Annotated in this window: 12 protein-coding genes; 2 read left to right on the top strand and 10 right to left on the bottom strand. The window is 71.0% G+C overall.

Going from position 1 to position 16,112, the window contains the following annotated elements:
- Positions 1 to 29 precede the first annotated feature (29 nt).
- The 10 genes from OV427_RS09785 to mglB form a co-directional block, all read right to left on the bottom strand.
- A complete protein-coding gene (locus tag OV427_RS09785; protein ID WP_267855827.1) occupies positions 30 to 608 on the bottom strand; it encodes a hypothetical protein in 579 nt (192 codons plus the stop codon).
- 88 nt (positions 609 to 696) lie between these two features.
- Entirely contained in the window at positions 697 to 1,143 is a 447-nt protein-coding gene (locus OV427_RS09780; RefSeq protein ID WP_267855826.1) for a Crp/Fnr family transcriptional regulator, read from the bottom strand.
- Between the two features lie 42 nt (positions 1,144 to 1,185).
- A complete protein-coding gene (locus OV427_RS09775; RefSeq protein ID WP_267855825.1) occupies positions 1,186 to 2,532 on the bottom strand; it encodes an AgmX/PglI C-terminal domain-containing protein in 1,347 nt (448 codons plus the stop codon).
- 4 nt (positions 2,533 to 2,536) lie between these two features.
- Positions 2,537 to 2,845 carry a hypothetical protein gene (locus OV427_RS09770; protein WP_267855824.1) on the bottom strand — a complete coding sequence of 103 codons (309 nt, stop codon included), beginning with the start codon at positions 2,843 to 2,845 and terminating at the stop codon, positions 2,537 to 2,539.
- Positions 2,846 to 2,852: 7 nt separating this feature from the next.
- Positions 2,853 to 4,448 carry a tetratricopeptide repeat protein gene (locus OV427_RS09765; RefSeq protein ID WP_267855823.1) on the bottom strand — a complete coding sequence of 532 codons (1,596 nt, stop codon included), beginning with the start codon at positions 4,446 to 4,448 and terminating at the stop codon, positions 2,853 to 2,855.
- Complete coding sequence (locus OV427_RS09760; protein ID WP_420718255.1) at positions 4,445 to 7,864, bottom strand: tetratricopeptide repeat protein; 3,420 nt, start codon at positions 7,862 to 7,864, stop codon at positions 4,445 to 4,447. Before OV427_RS09760 ends, OV427_RS09765 begins: the two co-directional genes overlap by 4 nt.
- Positions 7,861 to 10,290 carry a tetratricopeptide repeat protein gene (locus OV427_RS09755; protein WP_267855821.1) on the bottom strand — a complete coding sequence of 810 codons (2,430 nt, stop codon included), beginning with the start codon at positions 10,288 to 10,290 and terminating at the stop codon, positions 7,861 to 7,863. Before OV427_RS09755 ends, OV427_RS09760 begins: the two co-directional genes overlap by 4 nt.
- 10 nt (positions 10,291 to 10,300) lie before the next feature.
- Positions 10,301 to 11,020 (bottom strand): dihydrolipoamide acetyltransferase, encoded by a 720-nt coding sequence (locus tag OV427_RS09750; protein ID WP_267855820.1) that lies wholly within the window; start codon positions 11,018 to 11,020, stop codon positions 10,301 to 10,303.
- 124 nt (positions 11,021 to 11,144) lie between these two features.
- Entirely contained in the window at positions 11,145 to 11,732 is a 588-nt protein-coding gene (gene mglA, locus OV427_RS09745) for a gliding-motility regulator Ras-like GTPase MglA (RefSeq protein ID WP_015347803.1), read from the bottom strand.
- 11 nt (positions 11,733 to 11,743) lie between these two features.
- Positions 11,744 to 12,223, bottom strand: a complete 480-nt coding sequence (gene mglB / locus OV427_RS09740; protein ID WP_002637270.1) for a gliding-motility regulator GTPase-activating protein MglB — start codon at positions 12,221 to 12,223, stop codon at positions 11,744 to 11,746.
- A 336-nt stretch (positions 12,224 to 12,559) separates the two neighbouring features.
- On the opposite strand from mglB, the gene OV427_RS09735 reads away from it, so the two are divergent.
- Positions 12,560 to 14,053: an MSCRAMM family protein gene (locus OV427_RS09735; protein WP_267855819.1), complete on the top strand. Its 1,494-nt coding sequence runs from the start codon at positions 12,560 to 12,562 to the stop codon at positions 14,051 to 14,053.
- 82 nt (positions 14,054 to 14,135) lie between these two features.
- Positions 14,136 to 16,112, top strand: coding sequence for a hypothetical protein (locus tag OV427_RS09730; protein WP_267855818.1), 1,977 nt, complete (start codon positions 14,136 to 14,138; stop codon positions 16,110 to 16,112).

The following is a 16,112-nucleotide window of genomic DNA, read 5'->3' as shown; positions in this document are numbered from 1 at the left end:
GCTCGGTGGGCCAGAGGGCACGCCGGGCGTCAGCGGATGGGGCTGGCCGGAGGCGGACGGACGACGACGTCGTCAGGCGCGGGCGGCCGGGTGGGGTCCCCGCCTGGCAGGTTCTCCGGCTCCTCCACCTCCACGAAGAGGTTCTCGTCCGTGCGGAAGGCGAGCTGGCCGATGCACTCCTCGGCCTCGGCGCGCAGCTGCGTCACCTTCTGCCGGGCGATCATGACCTTGGTGTATTCGTGGTCGCTGGTGGAGGTCTCCTTGCGCGACAGGGCCTCCTGGAGCGACACGTCGGCCTGCTCGGAGATGCGCAGCAGGCCCTTGATCTGGGTGAGCTTCTCGTTGGCGCAGTTGAGCTTCACCACGTCCTTGGTGCGCCGCGCCTCCTCCACCTTGCCCAGCACCTGGCGGAGCACCTCGCGCATGGCGCCCAGGGCCTGGGTGCTGCGCGTGAGCTTCTCTCCGTCCGGCACGTCGCTGGCCTTCTCGAAGCTCCCGGACGCGGCGGCGGATGCCGGCGGCGCGCCAGCGGGCTGTGACGGTGCCTGGCCCTGCGCCAGTGCCACCCCGGCGGCGAGTACCACGACAAGCGTTCCCACGGTGCGCATGCGCCTCACGGCTCTCCCCGGCCCTTCCATGAAGGTCAAAGCGTAGAGTCAGGGGGGAGGGGTGTCAAACCGACTCCGGGCCGGATTTTCAGGCCTTCCCAGCGAGGCGGGCATTGGCCTCGCGCAAGCGAGCAGACAGGCTTCGGGCGATGTTGACGACGACGAAGGTGAAGCCGTCGCCGTGCGACTGCCGGAAGGCGCGCAGGTCCTGCGCGGTGAGCTGGAGCAGGTCCGCGTCCGTCTTCGCGCGCACGGTGGCGGAGCGGTAGTCCTTGTCGATGAGGCCCATCTCCCCGAAGAACTCGGGGGAGGACAGGACGATGAGCGGGTGCATGTCGCCGGAGGGCTGGCGGCGCACCACCTCCACCTGCCCGTCGACGATGACGAAGAGGCTGTCGCCCAGGTCACCTTCCTCGAAGACGACCTCTCCGGCCGCGAAGCGGCGCATCCGGGCGAGCTCGGCCAGGCGGGCGAGCTCCGCGGGGGAGAGCATCTCGAAGAGGGGTGACGACGAAATGACGGACAGCTTCTGCATGGTCCCCCCGGGGCCCTGGTGGGATGGCGTAGGACCTGGAGCCTACCCCGCCGGAGAGAAGACGAAGGGATAGGAAACGGCGGTGTCCGAGTCGGGCTTGAAGGGGAACGACCAGTTGCGGATGGTGGTGCGGATGCAGCTGCCCACGGACTCGCTGCCGAGGGTGTTCTCCTCGATTTCGACTTCGCCGGCGCGGCCGGAGGGCTTGATGACGAAGCGCACCACCACCTTGCCCTTGAGGTTGGGGTTGCGCTTCAGCTCCTTCTCGTAGCAGCTCTGGATGGACTTGAGGCGCGAGCGGACGTAGCGGGCCAGCGCCGCGCGGTCCACGTCCGAGCTCTCCACGTCCGGCGTCGCGTCCTGCACCCGGCCCTGCACCTGGGCCTCCTTCTTGGTGCCGAGGTCCACCTTGCCGCCGCCCTGCGTGCCCACTTCTCCGATGCCCGTCACCCGGCCGGTGCCGCCGCCGCGCGGGCCGGTGCCGCCGCCCACGGAGGCCTCGGTGGCCACGCCCACGCCGCCCGCGCCGGCCAGCGCCGCGGCGATGTCCCCACCGCCGCTGGCCCCGCCCAGCACGTCCGCGAAGGCGCCCTGACCCCCGCCGCTGTTGGAGCCGAGAATCTTGAGCAGGCCCTTGCCGGAGACCTTCTTCACCACCTCGGCGCGGCGCTCGGCGGCGTCACCGCCGGCGGGTTTGGTGTCGGCCTTCTCCGCCGCGTCCTTCGGCTCGTCGCCTTTCTTGTCGTCCTTGGGGGCCTCGGAGGGGCCGGCCTCGGCGACGCGGGGCGCCTCCTGCGGGCGCTGGGGGATGATGGCGCGCACGAAGCGGTCATCCAGCTGGTCCAGGGCCAGCTCGGGCTCCTTGGGCGCTTCCGCGGAGATGATGAGCGCGGCGCCGGAGAAGTGGATGAACAGCGAGGCCGCGAGGATGCCGAAGAAGACGCGGTCAATCGTCTTCCACATGCTGACGCGGATGTCCGCGGGCAGCACCGGCTTCGCCTCTTCGGGAGGCGGCGCGACGAACTGGAAGAAGAGGGTGACGTCGCCCAGCTCCACCTTGCCGCGGGCGCTCTCCTGCAGCGGCAGGACGTAGAGGTCGCCGCGGCGGGTGGCCAGCCCCTGCGCGCGCAGGGAGTCGAAGTCCACGTCCGAGGAGCCGAGGTTGACGCGGCCCTGCATGGCCTCGTCGATGACGAGCTGGAACTGCTGGCCCTGGTTCTCCAGCAGGGAGAAGCGGGCCGGCCGGTCATCCGCCGAGGGCAGGACGATGGTGTTCCGGGCGTCACTGCCGATGGTGACGTTGTCGCGCCGGACGTGGTGTTCCTCGACGATGCGGCCGTTCTGGATGACGCCGACGCGGAGCAGCTTGTTCTGCGGAGTGGCTGCCATGGGCTTAGAAGGGGTCCTGCTCCACGCTCTTCACGACCTTGGGCACGAAGGTCTCCGTGCGGCCCAGCTCGTCGAAGCTCAGGTTGGAGCGTGGAAGGATGTAGAAGGCCTGGGGCTTCTGGATGCGCCCCTCGACGGTGATGGCGTCCAGGCGGATGACCTTGCGCGGCTTCTTGCCCGTCCCCGAGGTCCCCGTGGACGTGCTGCCGGACGTGCTCGCGCTGGACGTGCTGGCGCTGCCCGCGGACGCGGAGTCCTGCGCGAGCACGGGCGCGGCGGCGAGCAGCATGAGGAGGGCGAGGGCGGTGCGCATGGTGGGCCTACTGGGCGTCGTTGGCGAGCTTACCCGAGCCGGCCGGCGCGGGGGCAGGGGTGGGGGTGGTGGGAGACGGTGCACTCCCCGGCTGGGACACCGCACCCGGGGACGAGGTTCCCTCGGAGCCCCGGGCGGTGGCGGCTCCCTTCTTCTTCCGGACGGATTGCGCCTTCTTGCTGGTGGCCGGGGCCTTCTTGTCCTCGACGGGGGCGGGGGGAGGCGCCTCCGCGGCGGCCTTGGCTTCGGCGGCCTGCTTCTCCGCGGCCGCCTGGGCCTCGGCGGCCCGCTTCTGTTCGGCGGCCTTGTCGGCCTCGGCCTTCTGCTGTTCCTCGGCCTTGCGGAGCTGGTCCTTGCGCTCGCGCTCGCGACGGCGCTCCTCGCGCTCGATGCCCTTGCGCGCGTCCTTCACGTACTGGTCGATGCGCTCGTCCCGGCCGCCCTTGCCCTGGTACTGCTCGAAGTAGGTGATGACCGTCTTGAACCGCTCGAGCGTGTCCACCCCGGGCGGCTCCACGTCGAGGTAGAGGATGGCGAGGTTGAAGTACGGGTCCGCCGAGGCGGGCACCAGCTTCAGCACCTGCTCGTACTCGGCGCGGGCGCGGGCGAAGTCGCCCTGGCCCCGGTACGCGTTGCCCAGGTTGAGGCGCGCGGAGGCGAAGTCGGGAGCGGCCCTCACTGCGGCCTCCAGTTCCGTGACGGCGGCGGGGTAGTCCTGCGCCTCGTTGAGCAGCGCGCCGAAGTTGTTGCGCGCCTCCGCGAAGTCGGGCCTGAGCCGCGCGGCCTCCTTGAACTCCTCCAGCGCCTGCGGGCGCGCCTTGAGGGCCAGGTACACCGCGCCCAGCGCGTTGTGCGTGGCCGCGTCCTCCGCGTCGATGGCGCGCGCGTTCTCCAGCACCATGCGCGCCAGCTCGTGCTTGCCCTCGCGGTGGTAGACCTGCGCCAGCACCTGCATGGCGCGCACGTGGCGCTCGTCGCCCTTGAGCGCGAGCTTGGCCTCGGAAGCGGCGGACTCGTGCTTCTTCTGCTGGAGCAGCGTGACGGCCAGCGCGGTGCGCAGCGGCACCGAGTCCTTGCGCGTCTCGAGCAGTCCGCGCAGCTCCGCCTCCAGCTTCACCGAGCGGCCCGTGCGGCCGTACAGGCGCGCGAGGCAGTCCCACGCGGCCTCCTGCTCGGGGGCTACCGCCAACGCCTGACGGTACGAGCGCTCAGCGTCGTCCGGCTTGCCCAGGCGCTCCTGGACGATGCCCAGGTTCGTCCACGCGTAGTCGAGCTTCGGCTGCTCCTGCGTCAGCGTGCGCAGCGCGGCCTCGGCCGCGGTCAGCTCTCCCCGGCGGGCAATGTCCACCGCGCGCGCGAAGTCCCGCGCCGGGCCCCGGGGCTCCTCGGGACGCGCGAGGGCGGCGTCCGCGGGCTTCCCGGCCTGGGTCTGCGCATCCGTACCGGCGGTCCCCGCGTCGGCGGTGGTGCCGTCCGTCACGGGCGCGGGCGTCGCCGAATCCGTGCGCGGCTGGGGGGCGGAAGCGCAGGCCGACAGCAGCAGGCCGGACGCGACGGCGGCGAAGAGCGCGCGAGCGCCGGGGAAACGCGAGGTGGGGCTCACTGTGCACCTCCGCCACTGAGCTTCGGCGCTTCCTTCGGGGCGGGGGCGGCGGGCCGGGGGCCGTCCACGTTGCCCACCAGTCCATCCGGGTAGGCGCCGTCCGCGGAGAGGGCCTGCTTGGGCTCCTTCAGCACCGGGTACTCCTTGGGGCGGAAGCGGTTGAGGGCCTCGAGCGTGCGCCGCGTCCACTCGTTGGAGATGCGATTCTTGCGCGCCTCCGCGAGCGTGGCTGTGTAGCTCTCCACCGCCGCGTCCTCCAGGGCCGTCGTCTGCTGCGCGAGCTGGTCCTGGTACACCACCACCGCCTCCTCACCCAGCCGCTTCACCTCCACCGGGACGGGCGTCTCGATGATGGTGTTGGCGAAGCGCTCCAGCGCATGGCCGCGCCGGTAGAGCGCCGCCAGCGTCCACTCCAGCCGCTTGTACGGGTAGACGCGCGCGTAGGCCTCGTTCACCGACTTCACCGCGTTGCGCTTGGCCGTGAAGCTGCGCTCCAGCGCCTTGCCCTTGCCGCCAATCTTCAGCCGGTCGAACTTCTTCAGCTCGGCCTCCGCCGCCTGGAAGCGGCCATAGGCGGCCGCGTCCGCCGCGAGCGGGTGCGTGTCCGGCTGGAGCTTGCGCCGGTCGAACTCGCCGGCCGCCTGCGTCCACGCGCGCTGTGCCTCGCGCTCGTTGCCCAGCTTCTGGTGCGCGTCACCCATGCGCCGGTAGGCGTCCACCACCAACTCCACCTGGCCAGGCTTGCGGGAGAACTTGGTGACGAACTCCTGGAGCGCGCGAATCTGCCCGCGCTCGTCGCCCTGCTTCTCGTAGATGAGGGCGGCGCGGTACTGGTTCTTCGGCGCGTCCTCCGCGTTGGGGAACAGGTCCGCGTAGCGCAGGAAGGCCGCCGCCGCCTCGGGGTAGCGCTGCTGGCCCTCCAGCAGGCGGCCGGTGTTGAAGAGCGCGGCCTCGCGGTCCTTCGACTTCGGGTAGTCCTTCACCAGCTTCTGGTAGCTGGCCACCGCCTTGTCGAAGTCGTACGAGTTCTCCGCGTTCACCGCCACGCGGAACAGCGCCGCGTCCGCCAGGGGCGACTTGGGGTACTCGCGGTAGATGCGCTCGTACAGCTTCAGCGCGGAGTCGAAGCGGCGCGTGTTCTCATTGGCGACCGCGGCGTTGTTGAGCGCCTTGTCCGCGAACTCGTGGCGCGGCTCCTCGTCCACCAGCTGGATGTACTTCTTCGCGGCCTCGTCGTTCTTGCCCTCGGCCAGGAGCTGGTCGGCCAGCTTGAAGCGGCCGGCGAGCTTGAACTTGACCAGGTCCTTGTGGAGGTCGCTGGACGGGTCGATGACCTGCGAGTTGGCGGCCAGCCGCGCGCTGACCTCCTCCACGCTCTTCCAGTCCTTGTCGATGAGGAACGTCTCGACGATGAGGTTGGTGGAGAACTTCGCCACCTCGTGCTTCGGGTACGTCTGGACGATGGACTCGAAGCGCCGGCGCGCCTCGGGGAAGTCGTTGTGCGAGTAGTACAGCTCCGCGGCCTTGTAGGCGATGCCCGGCGCCTTCTCCCCCTTGGGGAGCACGGCCAGGTACTTGTCCGACGCGGTGATGAGCTTCTGCTCGGTGGTGGTGAAGGCGATGGGCGTCGCCACCTCGCCCTCGGGGCGCTCGGTGGAGCGCAGCGGCTTCAGGTCCGGCGCCTGTCCGGACTGCACGTCGACGACGAGCTGCTGCTGCCATGCGAGCACCGCGTTGAGGGTTGCGTCGTCGCGGTGCTTCTCCGCCACGTTGGTGTCGCGCACCAACTCGTAGCCCTTCGCGGCTTCGGCGAACTGGAAGGAATTGTAGAGGCACTCCGCGTGGTAGAAGCGCATCTCGCCCGCGCTCTTGCTGCGGGGGAAGCGCTCCAGGTAGGCGCCGTACGCGCGAGCGGCCACCTGGAAGCCCGTGTTGGCCTGCTCGAACTTGCCCTCCTGCTTGAACACCAGCGCCTGCTGGTGGTGGTAGGTGGCGGTGCCGTAGAGGCTGCGCTCGACGAGCGCGTTCGCCTCGGAGAGCACCTCCGGGTCGCGCTTGTTCTTCTCGTACCAGGCGGAGCCCGGCTGGTAGAGGTTGGCCAGCGTCTCGGACTCGGTGAAGGACTCGGCCATCAGCCGGTCGCCCGTATACGCCTGGACGATGCGCTGCTGCAGCCTCGGCGCGTCCGGGGCGAGCGGGTCCTTCGCCAGCACCAGCCGGTACGCCTCGATGGCGGCGGGGTACTTCGTCTGGTCGAAGTAGACGTTGCCCAGGCGCCGGTACACCTCCGCCTCGTAGGGGCGGGCGCCGCGCTGCGCGAAGAGGGCCTGTGCGCGGGGAATGCCGCCCCACGTCTCGTCCGCGAGGGAGATGGCCACGTACTGGAGGGCCTCTTCGCGCAGGTCACCGCCGGCCTTCTCGTCACCGCGGGCCACGCGCTGGGCCTCGTAGAAGTCCGTGAGCGTGAGGAAGGAGCCCACCGCTTCGTCGAAGCGGTCCATGCGGTAGTACGTCCAGCCCAGCTTGTAGACGGCCTTGTCGTAGAGCGGGTGCGTGGTGTCGCGGCTGGCCGACTCGAAGGCGAAGGCGGCCTTGTCCAGCGCCTTCGGGTCCTCGTAGTCCTCGAACCAGTGCTCGCCGATGCGCACCCACGCCTCGGTGGAGAAGCGGCTCTTCGGGTAGCGGGAGATGAGCTGCTCGTAGGCGACGAGGCTCTCGTCGAACTGCTTCTGCTCCTCCAGACAGTAGCCCAGCAGGTACGTGGCGCCGTCGTTGAGGCGGTAGGTCGGGAAGTCCTTCAGCAGCCGGCGGTAGAGCGCGATGGAGTCCGAGTAGTCCACCGTCGGCTCGGTGGGCACTTCCGCGTCGGGGTTGCCGTCGGCCGCCTCGAGCCTGTCGCGGTACTCCTTGCTCGCCACCAGGTGCGCGTCCGAGGAGCGCTCGTAGTACAGCTCCGCGAGGCGGAACATCACGTCCGGCGTGTAGCGCGGCTCGTTGGGGTAGCGGCGGAGGAACTCCTCGAAGCGGGCGATGGCGGCCAGGCGCTCCTTGCGCTCCTGCGACTCCAGGTCGCGGATGGCCTTCTCGTAAGAGCCCGACAGCGAGCCGCGCTTCTGCTCGTACTTGCGCTCCACCAGCTGCTGCACCTCGCGGTGGAACTCGCGCGACTCCTCTTCGTAGGTCTTCAGCGCGCCGCTCACGTCCTGGAGCAGTGCCTCCTGCTCGGGCGTGCGGCCCAGGCCCTTCAGGTACTCCGGCCGCGAGGGAGCCGGGGCCGGCGTGGCCGGAGTGGCGTCCTTGGCGGGCGCTTCCGTGGCCGCGGCGGCCGGAGGGGCCTCGGCCTTCCCGGCCTCCTGGGCGCTGGAGGGAAGGGCGGTGAGGGCGAGCAGGGCTGCGAGGAGGCCGCGGCGCATCACTGGCCGTCCTCCACGAGGACGTCGCGGAACTCGGCGTCCAGCTCGCGCAGGGCCTTGTCCTTCTGCGCGGACAGCTTCTGGATTTCCGTCGTCTTGTCCTGCTTCTCGGTGAAGGCCACGTCCACCACGCCGACGTCCGCCTTCAGCACCAGGTCGTAGAACTGCTGCCGCACGCGGCGGAAGCTCTCATAGGCGATGCGGCCCACGAGGTTGCGCGCGTCGCCCGTCACCGAGGCCACCTCCGCCTCGTAGCGGTTGAGCAGCTCCTGCTCGGCCACGACCTTCTCGCGGATGACACGGCCGTGCGTCTCCAGCCGGGTGCGCAGCACGCTCCGGGCCGCCGCCACGCGGGCGCGCATCGCGTCCGTGCGGCCCCGCACTTCGTGGGCCTTGAGCAGCGTGCTCGCGGCATCCGGGGACAGCCGGGACTCGGCGGTGGTCAGCAGCGCGTGCTCGCGGTGCAGCGCCTCCGCGTAGCCGGCGCGGATGGTCTGCTCTCCGGCCAGCTGCGTGGCCGCGGCGTTGCGCTCGTCCATCAGCCGCGCGCGCGTGGCGGCCAGCTCCGCCTGCAGGTCGGTCAGCGTCTGCGTCTCCGCCTGGAGCTGCACGAGGAACTCGCGCTCCTCATTCGGGTCCGACTTGCGCTCCAGGCGCGTGTCGTCCACCCACTTGCGGATGGAGGTGGCGATGGCCTCCATGCTGCGCAGCTCGTAGCCCAGGCGGAAGGCATTGCGGTCCACCGCGTCCACGCGGGCCTGCATGCGCTGGCGCCGCTCCTCCAGCTCCTGAATCGTGGTGGGCAGCTTGCCGAAGCGCACGCCCAGGGCCTCGCGCTCGCGCTGGATGCCCGCCAGTTGCTCGCGCTCCCCGGGGGTGAGCACGTCCTCCAGCGCGGCGCCTTCCACGCGCACCAGCGCGGCCTCCGCGTGGGTGAGGGCGGTGTCCACCGCGTCCGCGCGCGTGTAGCCCTCCTGCAGCTCCGGGAAGGTCTCCAGCCCGCGCGTGTCCAGCGCCTGGAGGATGCGCTTCGCCAGGTCCTGCGCCTCGCCCGCGCCCTTGCGGCCGCTGTCGATGTCACCCACCATCCGGATGGCCTCGGCCACCTCGCGCTCCGTGGTGGCGTAGCGCAGCGCGAGCGGGGGCAGCAGCGTGCTGATGTCCGGCGAGGCGTCCGTGCGCGCCAGCAGCCGGTCGAAGTACACCACCGGGTCCCTGTCCACGCGCAGCAGGTTGTCCATCGTGTCCCGCACCGGGCGGAAGGTGTCGATGACGTGCGAGTACGTGTCGATGGACTGGTCGTACTGGTGCAGCTTCTGCAGCAGGTTGCCGTGGAGCAGGCGCGCCTCGGGCGCCAGCTGCGAGTCGGGCGCCACCAGCAGCAGGATGTCGATGGCGTTCTTCGCCAGCTGGTGGTTGCCCATCTTCACGTGGACCCACGCCACCTCGTAGAGCGAGTCCGGGAAGGACTCGCTGTCGCGCGGCAGCCGGCTGTACGTGTCCAGCGCCTCGTCGTAGCGGCCCGTCTCGTACAAGAGCCGCCCCAGCGACATCAGCGCCAGCTCCCGCACGCGCTGCGAGTCGGCCTCGGGCGACGTGCCGGTGGTGGGGCGCCTCACGCCGGGGGGCAGCGCGTGGACCTGCGGGGCCTGCGTGGAAGGGGACAGGGCCAGCTGCTGGAACTGCTGGATGGCGCCGGGCAGGTCCCCGGCCTGCACGGACAGCACGCCCAGGTGGTACGCGGCCTGGAGGCGGAAGGCGCCGTCTGGCGTCTGCGTCAGCGGGGTGAAGGCGGCGCGCGCGCGGGTAAGGCGCTCCTCGGGCGGCAGGTCCGCGCGGCGGAAGAGCCACTTCGCGTAGACGTACGCCATCTCCGCGGGCAGCTGCCCGCCGGACAGGGCCCGCGCCTTCTCCACGTAGCCGTCCACGCCCTCGTAGTGGTTGAGCCGTCCGGCCACCACCAGGAAGCGCGACAGGGCGTCGCGGTAGCGGGTGGAGGAGATGGGCAGCGAGAGCAGCTCGCGGAGGTACAGCCGCGCGCCGATGTAGTTGTTCTGCTGGAGGAGCGAGTCCGCCAGGTAGAACAGCGCGTCCGTGTAGCGCGGGTGGCCCTTGAAGCGCGGCTCGCTCACCAGGTCGTAGAAGAGGACGGACGCCGCCGGCCAGTCTCCCAGCAGGTATTGAATCTCGCCGTCGGAGAAGCGGCGCTCGCGCGAGTCGTCCTCGCTGGGCTCGGCGCGCTGCGTGTACTGCAGCTCCACGAAGCGCAGGTTCTCCTCGGCGCCTCGCAGCCCCTGCTCCACGGCGCCCAGCTGCTGCGTCAACTCACGCGCGGACGGGCGCGACGCCGGACGCGGCTCGGCGGCGGGGGCGGGCGCGGTGCCCAGCAGGGCGGCCGCCAGGGCGAGGGCGCGGAGCGACGCGTTCACCAGTGGGTCCCTACTTCGTCTCGGAGGAGGTGGTGGCCGGGGCCGGCGCGCCGTCCGCGGGCGTCACCTTGCGGCCGGGGTCCTTCGACACGTCGATGTCGTAGCGCACCGCGGGCCGGTCCTTCAGGTCCGTCGTCATGCCGCCCTGCTCGAAGCCCACCACGCGCACCGTGGACAGCTTCCCGGGCTCCGCGTTGAAGGTGTAGCTGGATTGCACCTTGAACTTGTAGCCCTCCAGGTAGCTGAACACGCCGTAGCCGTTGCCGCGGTACACCAGCCGCACGGCAATCTGGTGCTGCCCGGGGACGATGCGGCCGTTGAAGATTTCGAACTCCAGGCGCTTGCCGAGGTCTCCCTCGGTGTCCACCTGCGTGTAGATGGGCGCGCCGTCGAGCGCGTACGCCACCGACTCCAGGAGGAAGGAGCCGCCCATCTCGTTCTTGTGGACGATGACCGCGCGCGAGCCGGTGGAGACGTCACCGCCGAGCACCGACTCCTGCAGGAGCAGGAGCCGCGCCTTGGAGCGGTAGATCTTCTCCTTGAGGTCGACGACCTCCTCTTCCAGCGTCTTCACGCGGGTGTCGAAGGCCTCGTCCGCCGTCTGGGCCTGCGCCGCGGAGGACTGCGCGGCGGCGGGCGGTGCGGCGGACGGCTCCTGCGCGAGCGCCGGCATCCAGGCGGTGGCGCTCAGGAGCGCGAGGAGGTGGAAGGTGGCGGCAGCGACACGCACGGTGCGACCTCAAGAAGCTGGACGGCCCGACCCGACGGCCCAGGTCATAGCACCCTTCCCGGCGGGCCGTCTTGTCACGACCGGTGCGAGCGGCGACCGTCGCCCGCCCGGTGGCCTGCTTGCTTCAGCCGCCCTTCTTGAGCTCCGTGAGGACCAGCTTCGCCACCGCCTTGAGCGTGTCGAACACGCCGACGCCGGTGGGGGCCACGGCCTGGTACTCGGGGATGTTGCGCGGGTTGAGCGCCTTGCGCATCTCCTCCACCGTCACCGCGTTGGGCAGGTCGCGCTTGTTGTACTGGACCACGTACGGAATCTTGTTCAGGTCGTAGCCCTGCTCGGCGAGGTTCACACGGAGGTTCTCGATCGACTCCATGTTGGCCTCCATGCGCTCGATCTGACTGTCGGCGACGAAGACCACGCCGTCCACGCCCTTGAGGATGAGCTTGCGGCTGGCGTCGTAGAAGACCTGACCGGGCACCGTGTACAGGTGGAAGCGCGTCTTGAAGCCGCGAATCTCACCGAGCGACAGCGGGAGGAAGTCGAAGAAGAGCGTGCGGTCCGTCTCCGTGGAGAGCGAGATGAGCTTGCCCTTCGTCTCCGCGGCGGTCTTGTTGTAGATGTACTGGAGGTTGGTCGTCTTCCCGCAGAGCCCGGGCCCGTAATAGACAATCTTGCAGTTGATTTCGCGGGATGAGTAGTTGATGAAGGACATGGCTTCCCGGCTTACTCGCTGAAGAGGTTGTCGATATCGTCGTCGGAGATCTCGGCGAAGGGCGACCCGGCTCCCGGACTGTCGGTCTTCTTCACCAGGCTCTCGAAGATCTTCGTGAGCTCGTCGCTGGCCTTCTTGATGCGCAGGCGGACGAGGCCGAGGCTGGTGCGGTTGTCGAAGATGACGACCAGCACGACCCGGCTGCCGACGATGGTCATGTACAGCGAGTCCTTGGCCCCCTCGTGGAACTGGTTGGGGAACTCGTTCTCACCGATCAGCTTGGCCAGGCCGCCCATCGCCGCCACGTTGCCGGCCGTCAGCGAGGCGAGCGAGGTGGTGTCGATGTTCTGCGTCTGCCCGGCCGAGGAGATGAGTTGCCCGTTCTTGTCGACGAGGAAGACCACCTTCGCGTTCGCGTCCTTGGTGAGCCGGTCGCAAACGGCGTTGATCTTGGTGAACTCCTCTTCGTACATCACCAGTTGCGTGCCCATGGGCGTATGCGCTCCTCAGCGTTAGCTCGCCCCGCTCACGCGATGCTCCGATTGTTTCTGGAGTGAATCCCGGAGGTTAGACGAGCCGCTACCGACCGTCAGGATGCTTAGCAAAGCGAACCCACTCCAGCAAGAAGCCATCCACGTCTCCGAGCGCGTTCTGTGGCCGTCCCCATGCCGTACGGACGGGCTGTAGGAAGGCGGCGGGGGCGCACGGAGGCCTCCGCGGACCATTCCGGGGTCACGGGGTTGGGGGCCTTCGCAGCTTTCTCTATACTCGGCCGGGCTTTGCATCCCCCCACCCCCTTCTTACTCCTTCTGGCGCGACTGGCGCTGGTGCTCCTCGTCCTGGTTCCCCCGGCATCCGCCCGGGCGGAGCAGGTGGCCGAGCATGCTTCGCTGCGCCTGCGCTACGGCGTGGCGCTGCGTGACGGACAGCAGGCGGATGTAGGGCCGGGGCTCACCTACGAGGGGTTGACTCCGAACGACCTGGCGGTGGTGGGCATGGGGTGGGTGGGGCCATGGCTGGGCGCGTGGGCGGGCGTGCAGCGCGAGGCGTTCGACTTGAAGGAGGGCGCGCTGCGGATCACCGGCGGCAGCCTGCTGCGCGCGTCGGTGGGCCCGAGGGCGCGGCTGTTCCTGGGGCCGGTGCGGGCGGAGGTGGGGGCGGGCTATGGCTTCGCGCAGCTTCCGCTCTTCGGCAGCTCGGCGGAACCGGTGCTGGCGCGAGGCGTGCGGCACGCGGCGCTGGTGAATGGGCGCGTGCTGGTGCCGCTCTTCCTGGGACTGAAGCTGGAGGCGCGCGGCGAGTTGCCGGTGACGCTGGCGGCGCGCGACGCGTCGGGCGCCGAGGCGGAGGCCACGGGCTTCTCGGCGGGAGGCGCGCTGCTGATTCCGCTGAAGCGCGTGTCGCGGTGGGGCGGCACGCTGGTGCTGGACTTCCAGCACGTGCGGGACACGGTGACGCTGGCGGACGGGACGCGCTCGGAGCAGCGGCTGCGCCGGGTGGGCGCGGCGCTGGAGCTGACGTGGAATGACTTCGCGCCCGCGGCGGCGCCGCCGGCTCCCGCGCGGGTTCCGGCGGGGACGCTGTCGCTTCAAGTGGTGGACGCGGAGACGGGCGCGGCGCTGCCGGGCGCGCGGGTGGTGGTGGGGGACGTGGAGCGCGTGGCGGACGCGCAGGGCCTCGTGGAGACGGAGCTGCCTCCGGGCGAAGTGGCGGTGCGGGTGAGCGCGGAGGGCCATGCGCCCGAGGAGGCACGGGCCACGGTGGAGGATGGCGGGCGCGCGGCGCTGGAGGTGCGCGCGCGCAAGCTGCCTCCGCCCACGGGGGCGCTGCGGGTGACGGTGGTGAATGCGCAGAATGGCGTGCCGCTGCCGGGTGTTCGCGTGGCGGTGGGCCCGACGGAGGTGCGCACGGACATGATGGGACAGGCGCGGGTGAAGGACCTGGCGCCCGGGCCGGTGGCGGTGACGGTGAAGTCCCCGGGCTTCCGTCCGGCGGAGGAGGCGGCCGTGGTGGTCGCCGGCCAGGAGTCGGCGCTGTCGGTGCCGCTGGCGTCGGAGCGCAAGAGCGGGCCGGCCACCCTCACCGGGCTGGTGCGGAGCACGCGAGGCGGCAAGCCGCTGGCCGCGACGCTGCGCATTCCCCAGGTGAAGGTGCGCACGCGCGCGGACGCGAAGGGCGCCTTCAATGTCCGCGTGAAGGGCGGGACGTACCGCATCACAATCTCCGCCCCCGGACACCTGTCGCAGACGAAGTCCATCCACCTGCGCGATGGCGAGCAGGCCATCTTCAACGTCGACCTCTTCCCGAGGCAGAAACGGTGAGCACCGCGCGCCCCCACGTCCTGGCCGTCCTGCGCTTCGCCAGGGACACGGTCGCTCCGCCCCTTTCGCCGAGGCCTGAACGGTGAGCACCGCGCGTCCCTATCTGCTGACCCTCCTGCTCCTCGCCGCGAGCTGCGACGAGGACGCCGCCACTCCGCCCGCGCCGCCCGCGGCTCCGGCTCCCGCGCCGGACGCGGGCCTGGGTGCGGAGCTCGGGCGCCTGGAGGGACTGTCCGGTGAGGTGCGGCTGGAGCGTGGCGGGAAGATGCTTCCGGCGGTGGCGGGGCCCCTCCACGGAGGCGACGCGGTGGAGACGGGGGCGGGGGGCGCGGCGACGGTGCGCTTTCCGGACGGGCACTCGGTGGAGGTGGGCCCGGACGCGCGCTTTGCCATGGGCGAGGACTCGGGCGGCATCGTCATGCAGGTGGAGCGCGGCATCATCCTGTCGCGCGTGCCCGCGGGGGCGCGCCCCGGCAGCGCGGGGACGAAGAAGGTGACGCTGAGCATCCTCACGCCCTTCGGCCTCACCCGCGTGGGCTCGGACGCGCCCAGCGAGGTGAGCGTGGCGGTGGAGAAGGACGCCGGCCGCGTCGAGGTGCGGCTGGGCGCCATCGCGTTCGTGGGCAAGGACGGCCAGGAGCTCCGCGCCGCACAGGGTGAGTCGGTGGCGGTGGTCGGCGGCAAGGCGGAGTTGGTGCGCACGCCGCGCGTGGTGGAGCTGGCGCCCATCCCCGTGACGGTGCGGCTGGGCGCTGGACGCGCGGAGGTGCGTCCGCAGGGCACGGTGCGCTGGCGCCCGGTGAAGAAGCAGGGCGAGGTGCTGTCGCCCGGGGACGGCGTGCGCACGCGTCCGGGCGGCACGGCGGTGCTGGCGCTGGAGGGCTCGTCCTCCGTGCTGTCGCTGGGCTCGGGCACGGAGCTGGTGCTGGAGTCGGCGGGGCAGGGTGGCACCACGGACGAGGCGCGGGTGGACCTGCGGCAGGGCGGGCTGGGGCTCCAGCTCGCGCAGGGCCGCACCAGCCGCGTGGTGTTGCCGGGCCTGGGCCTGGAGGGCAGCGGGGCGGGGCTGGAGGTGCGGCGCACGGCCACGGGCTACCGCGTGGACGCCTTCACCGGACAGGTGACGTTGGTGCGCGGCGACTCGAGGCAGCCGCTGCGCGCCGGAGAGCGGGCCACGCTGGAGGGTTCCTCCGGTGCTGCTCGCGTCGAGCCCCTCGCGCCGGCGCCGCTCGTGTTGAGCACGGGCGACGGTGCGGAGGTGTACCACCAGGGCCTGTCCGAGGTGGCCTTCACCTGGGAGGGCGAGGGCGCGGCGCGGGTGGAGGTTGCCACGGACGCGGGCTTCACGCGGCCGGTGCTGACGGGCACGGTGTTCCGTCCCTTCGTCAACGTGTCCGCCCCCGCGCGCGGCACGCTGTACTGGCGGGTGCGCCGCGAGGACGGGACGGAGGTGGCGAAGGGCAGCGCGAGCTTCGCTCCGGAGCGCCCGTCGAAGGATCTGGACCGCGTGCGCAACGTGGTGCCGGAGGGGCCGGAGAAGACGACCATCTTCTACCAGGACAAGCCTCCGTCGGTGACCTTCACCTACGGGGAGGAGGCCTCGGCGGCGAAGTACCGCGTGGCGGTGTACCGCGTGGGCGCGCTGGGCACGCCGGTGGCCGAGCGCACCGTGCCGGACACCCGCGCCGCGCTGGACGCGGGGGCGCTGGGCGAGGGCAGCTACCTGTGGTCCGTCACGCCGCTGTCGGCGTCGGGAGCGCAGCTCAAGGGCGGGCGGATGAACAAGCTGGAGCTGGTCTACGACAACTCGGTGCCGGAGCTGGTGGTGGCCTCGCCGCGCAACGGCACGCGGGCCGCGGAGAAGGTGCGGGCCACGGGGGTGGCGCCGGTGGACGCGCGCCTGTCCATCAATGGACGTCCGGTACCCCTGGATGGCAAACACCGCTTCAGTACCTGGGTGGAGCCGGTGGGCACCCCCCCGATGCTGGTGTTTAAGATGAACCGTCCCGGTGCCCCGGAAGTCCACACGGTGCGCACCCTGAAACCGCGAGGGCCGTGA

The organism is Pyxidicoccus sp. MSG2 (assembly GCF_026626705.1).
Taxonomy (GTDB): Bacteria; Myxococcota; Myxococcia; order Myxococcales; family Myxococcaceae; genus Myxococcus.
This window is presented reverse-complemented; position numbering and strand designations above follow the sequence as displayed.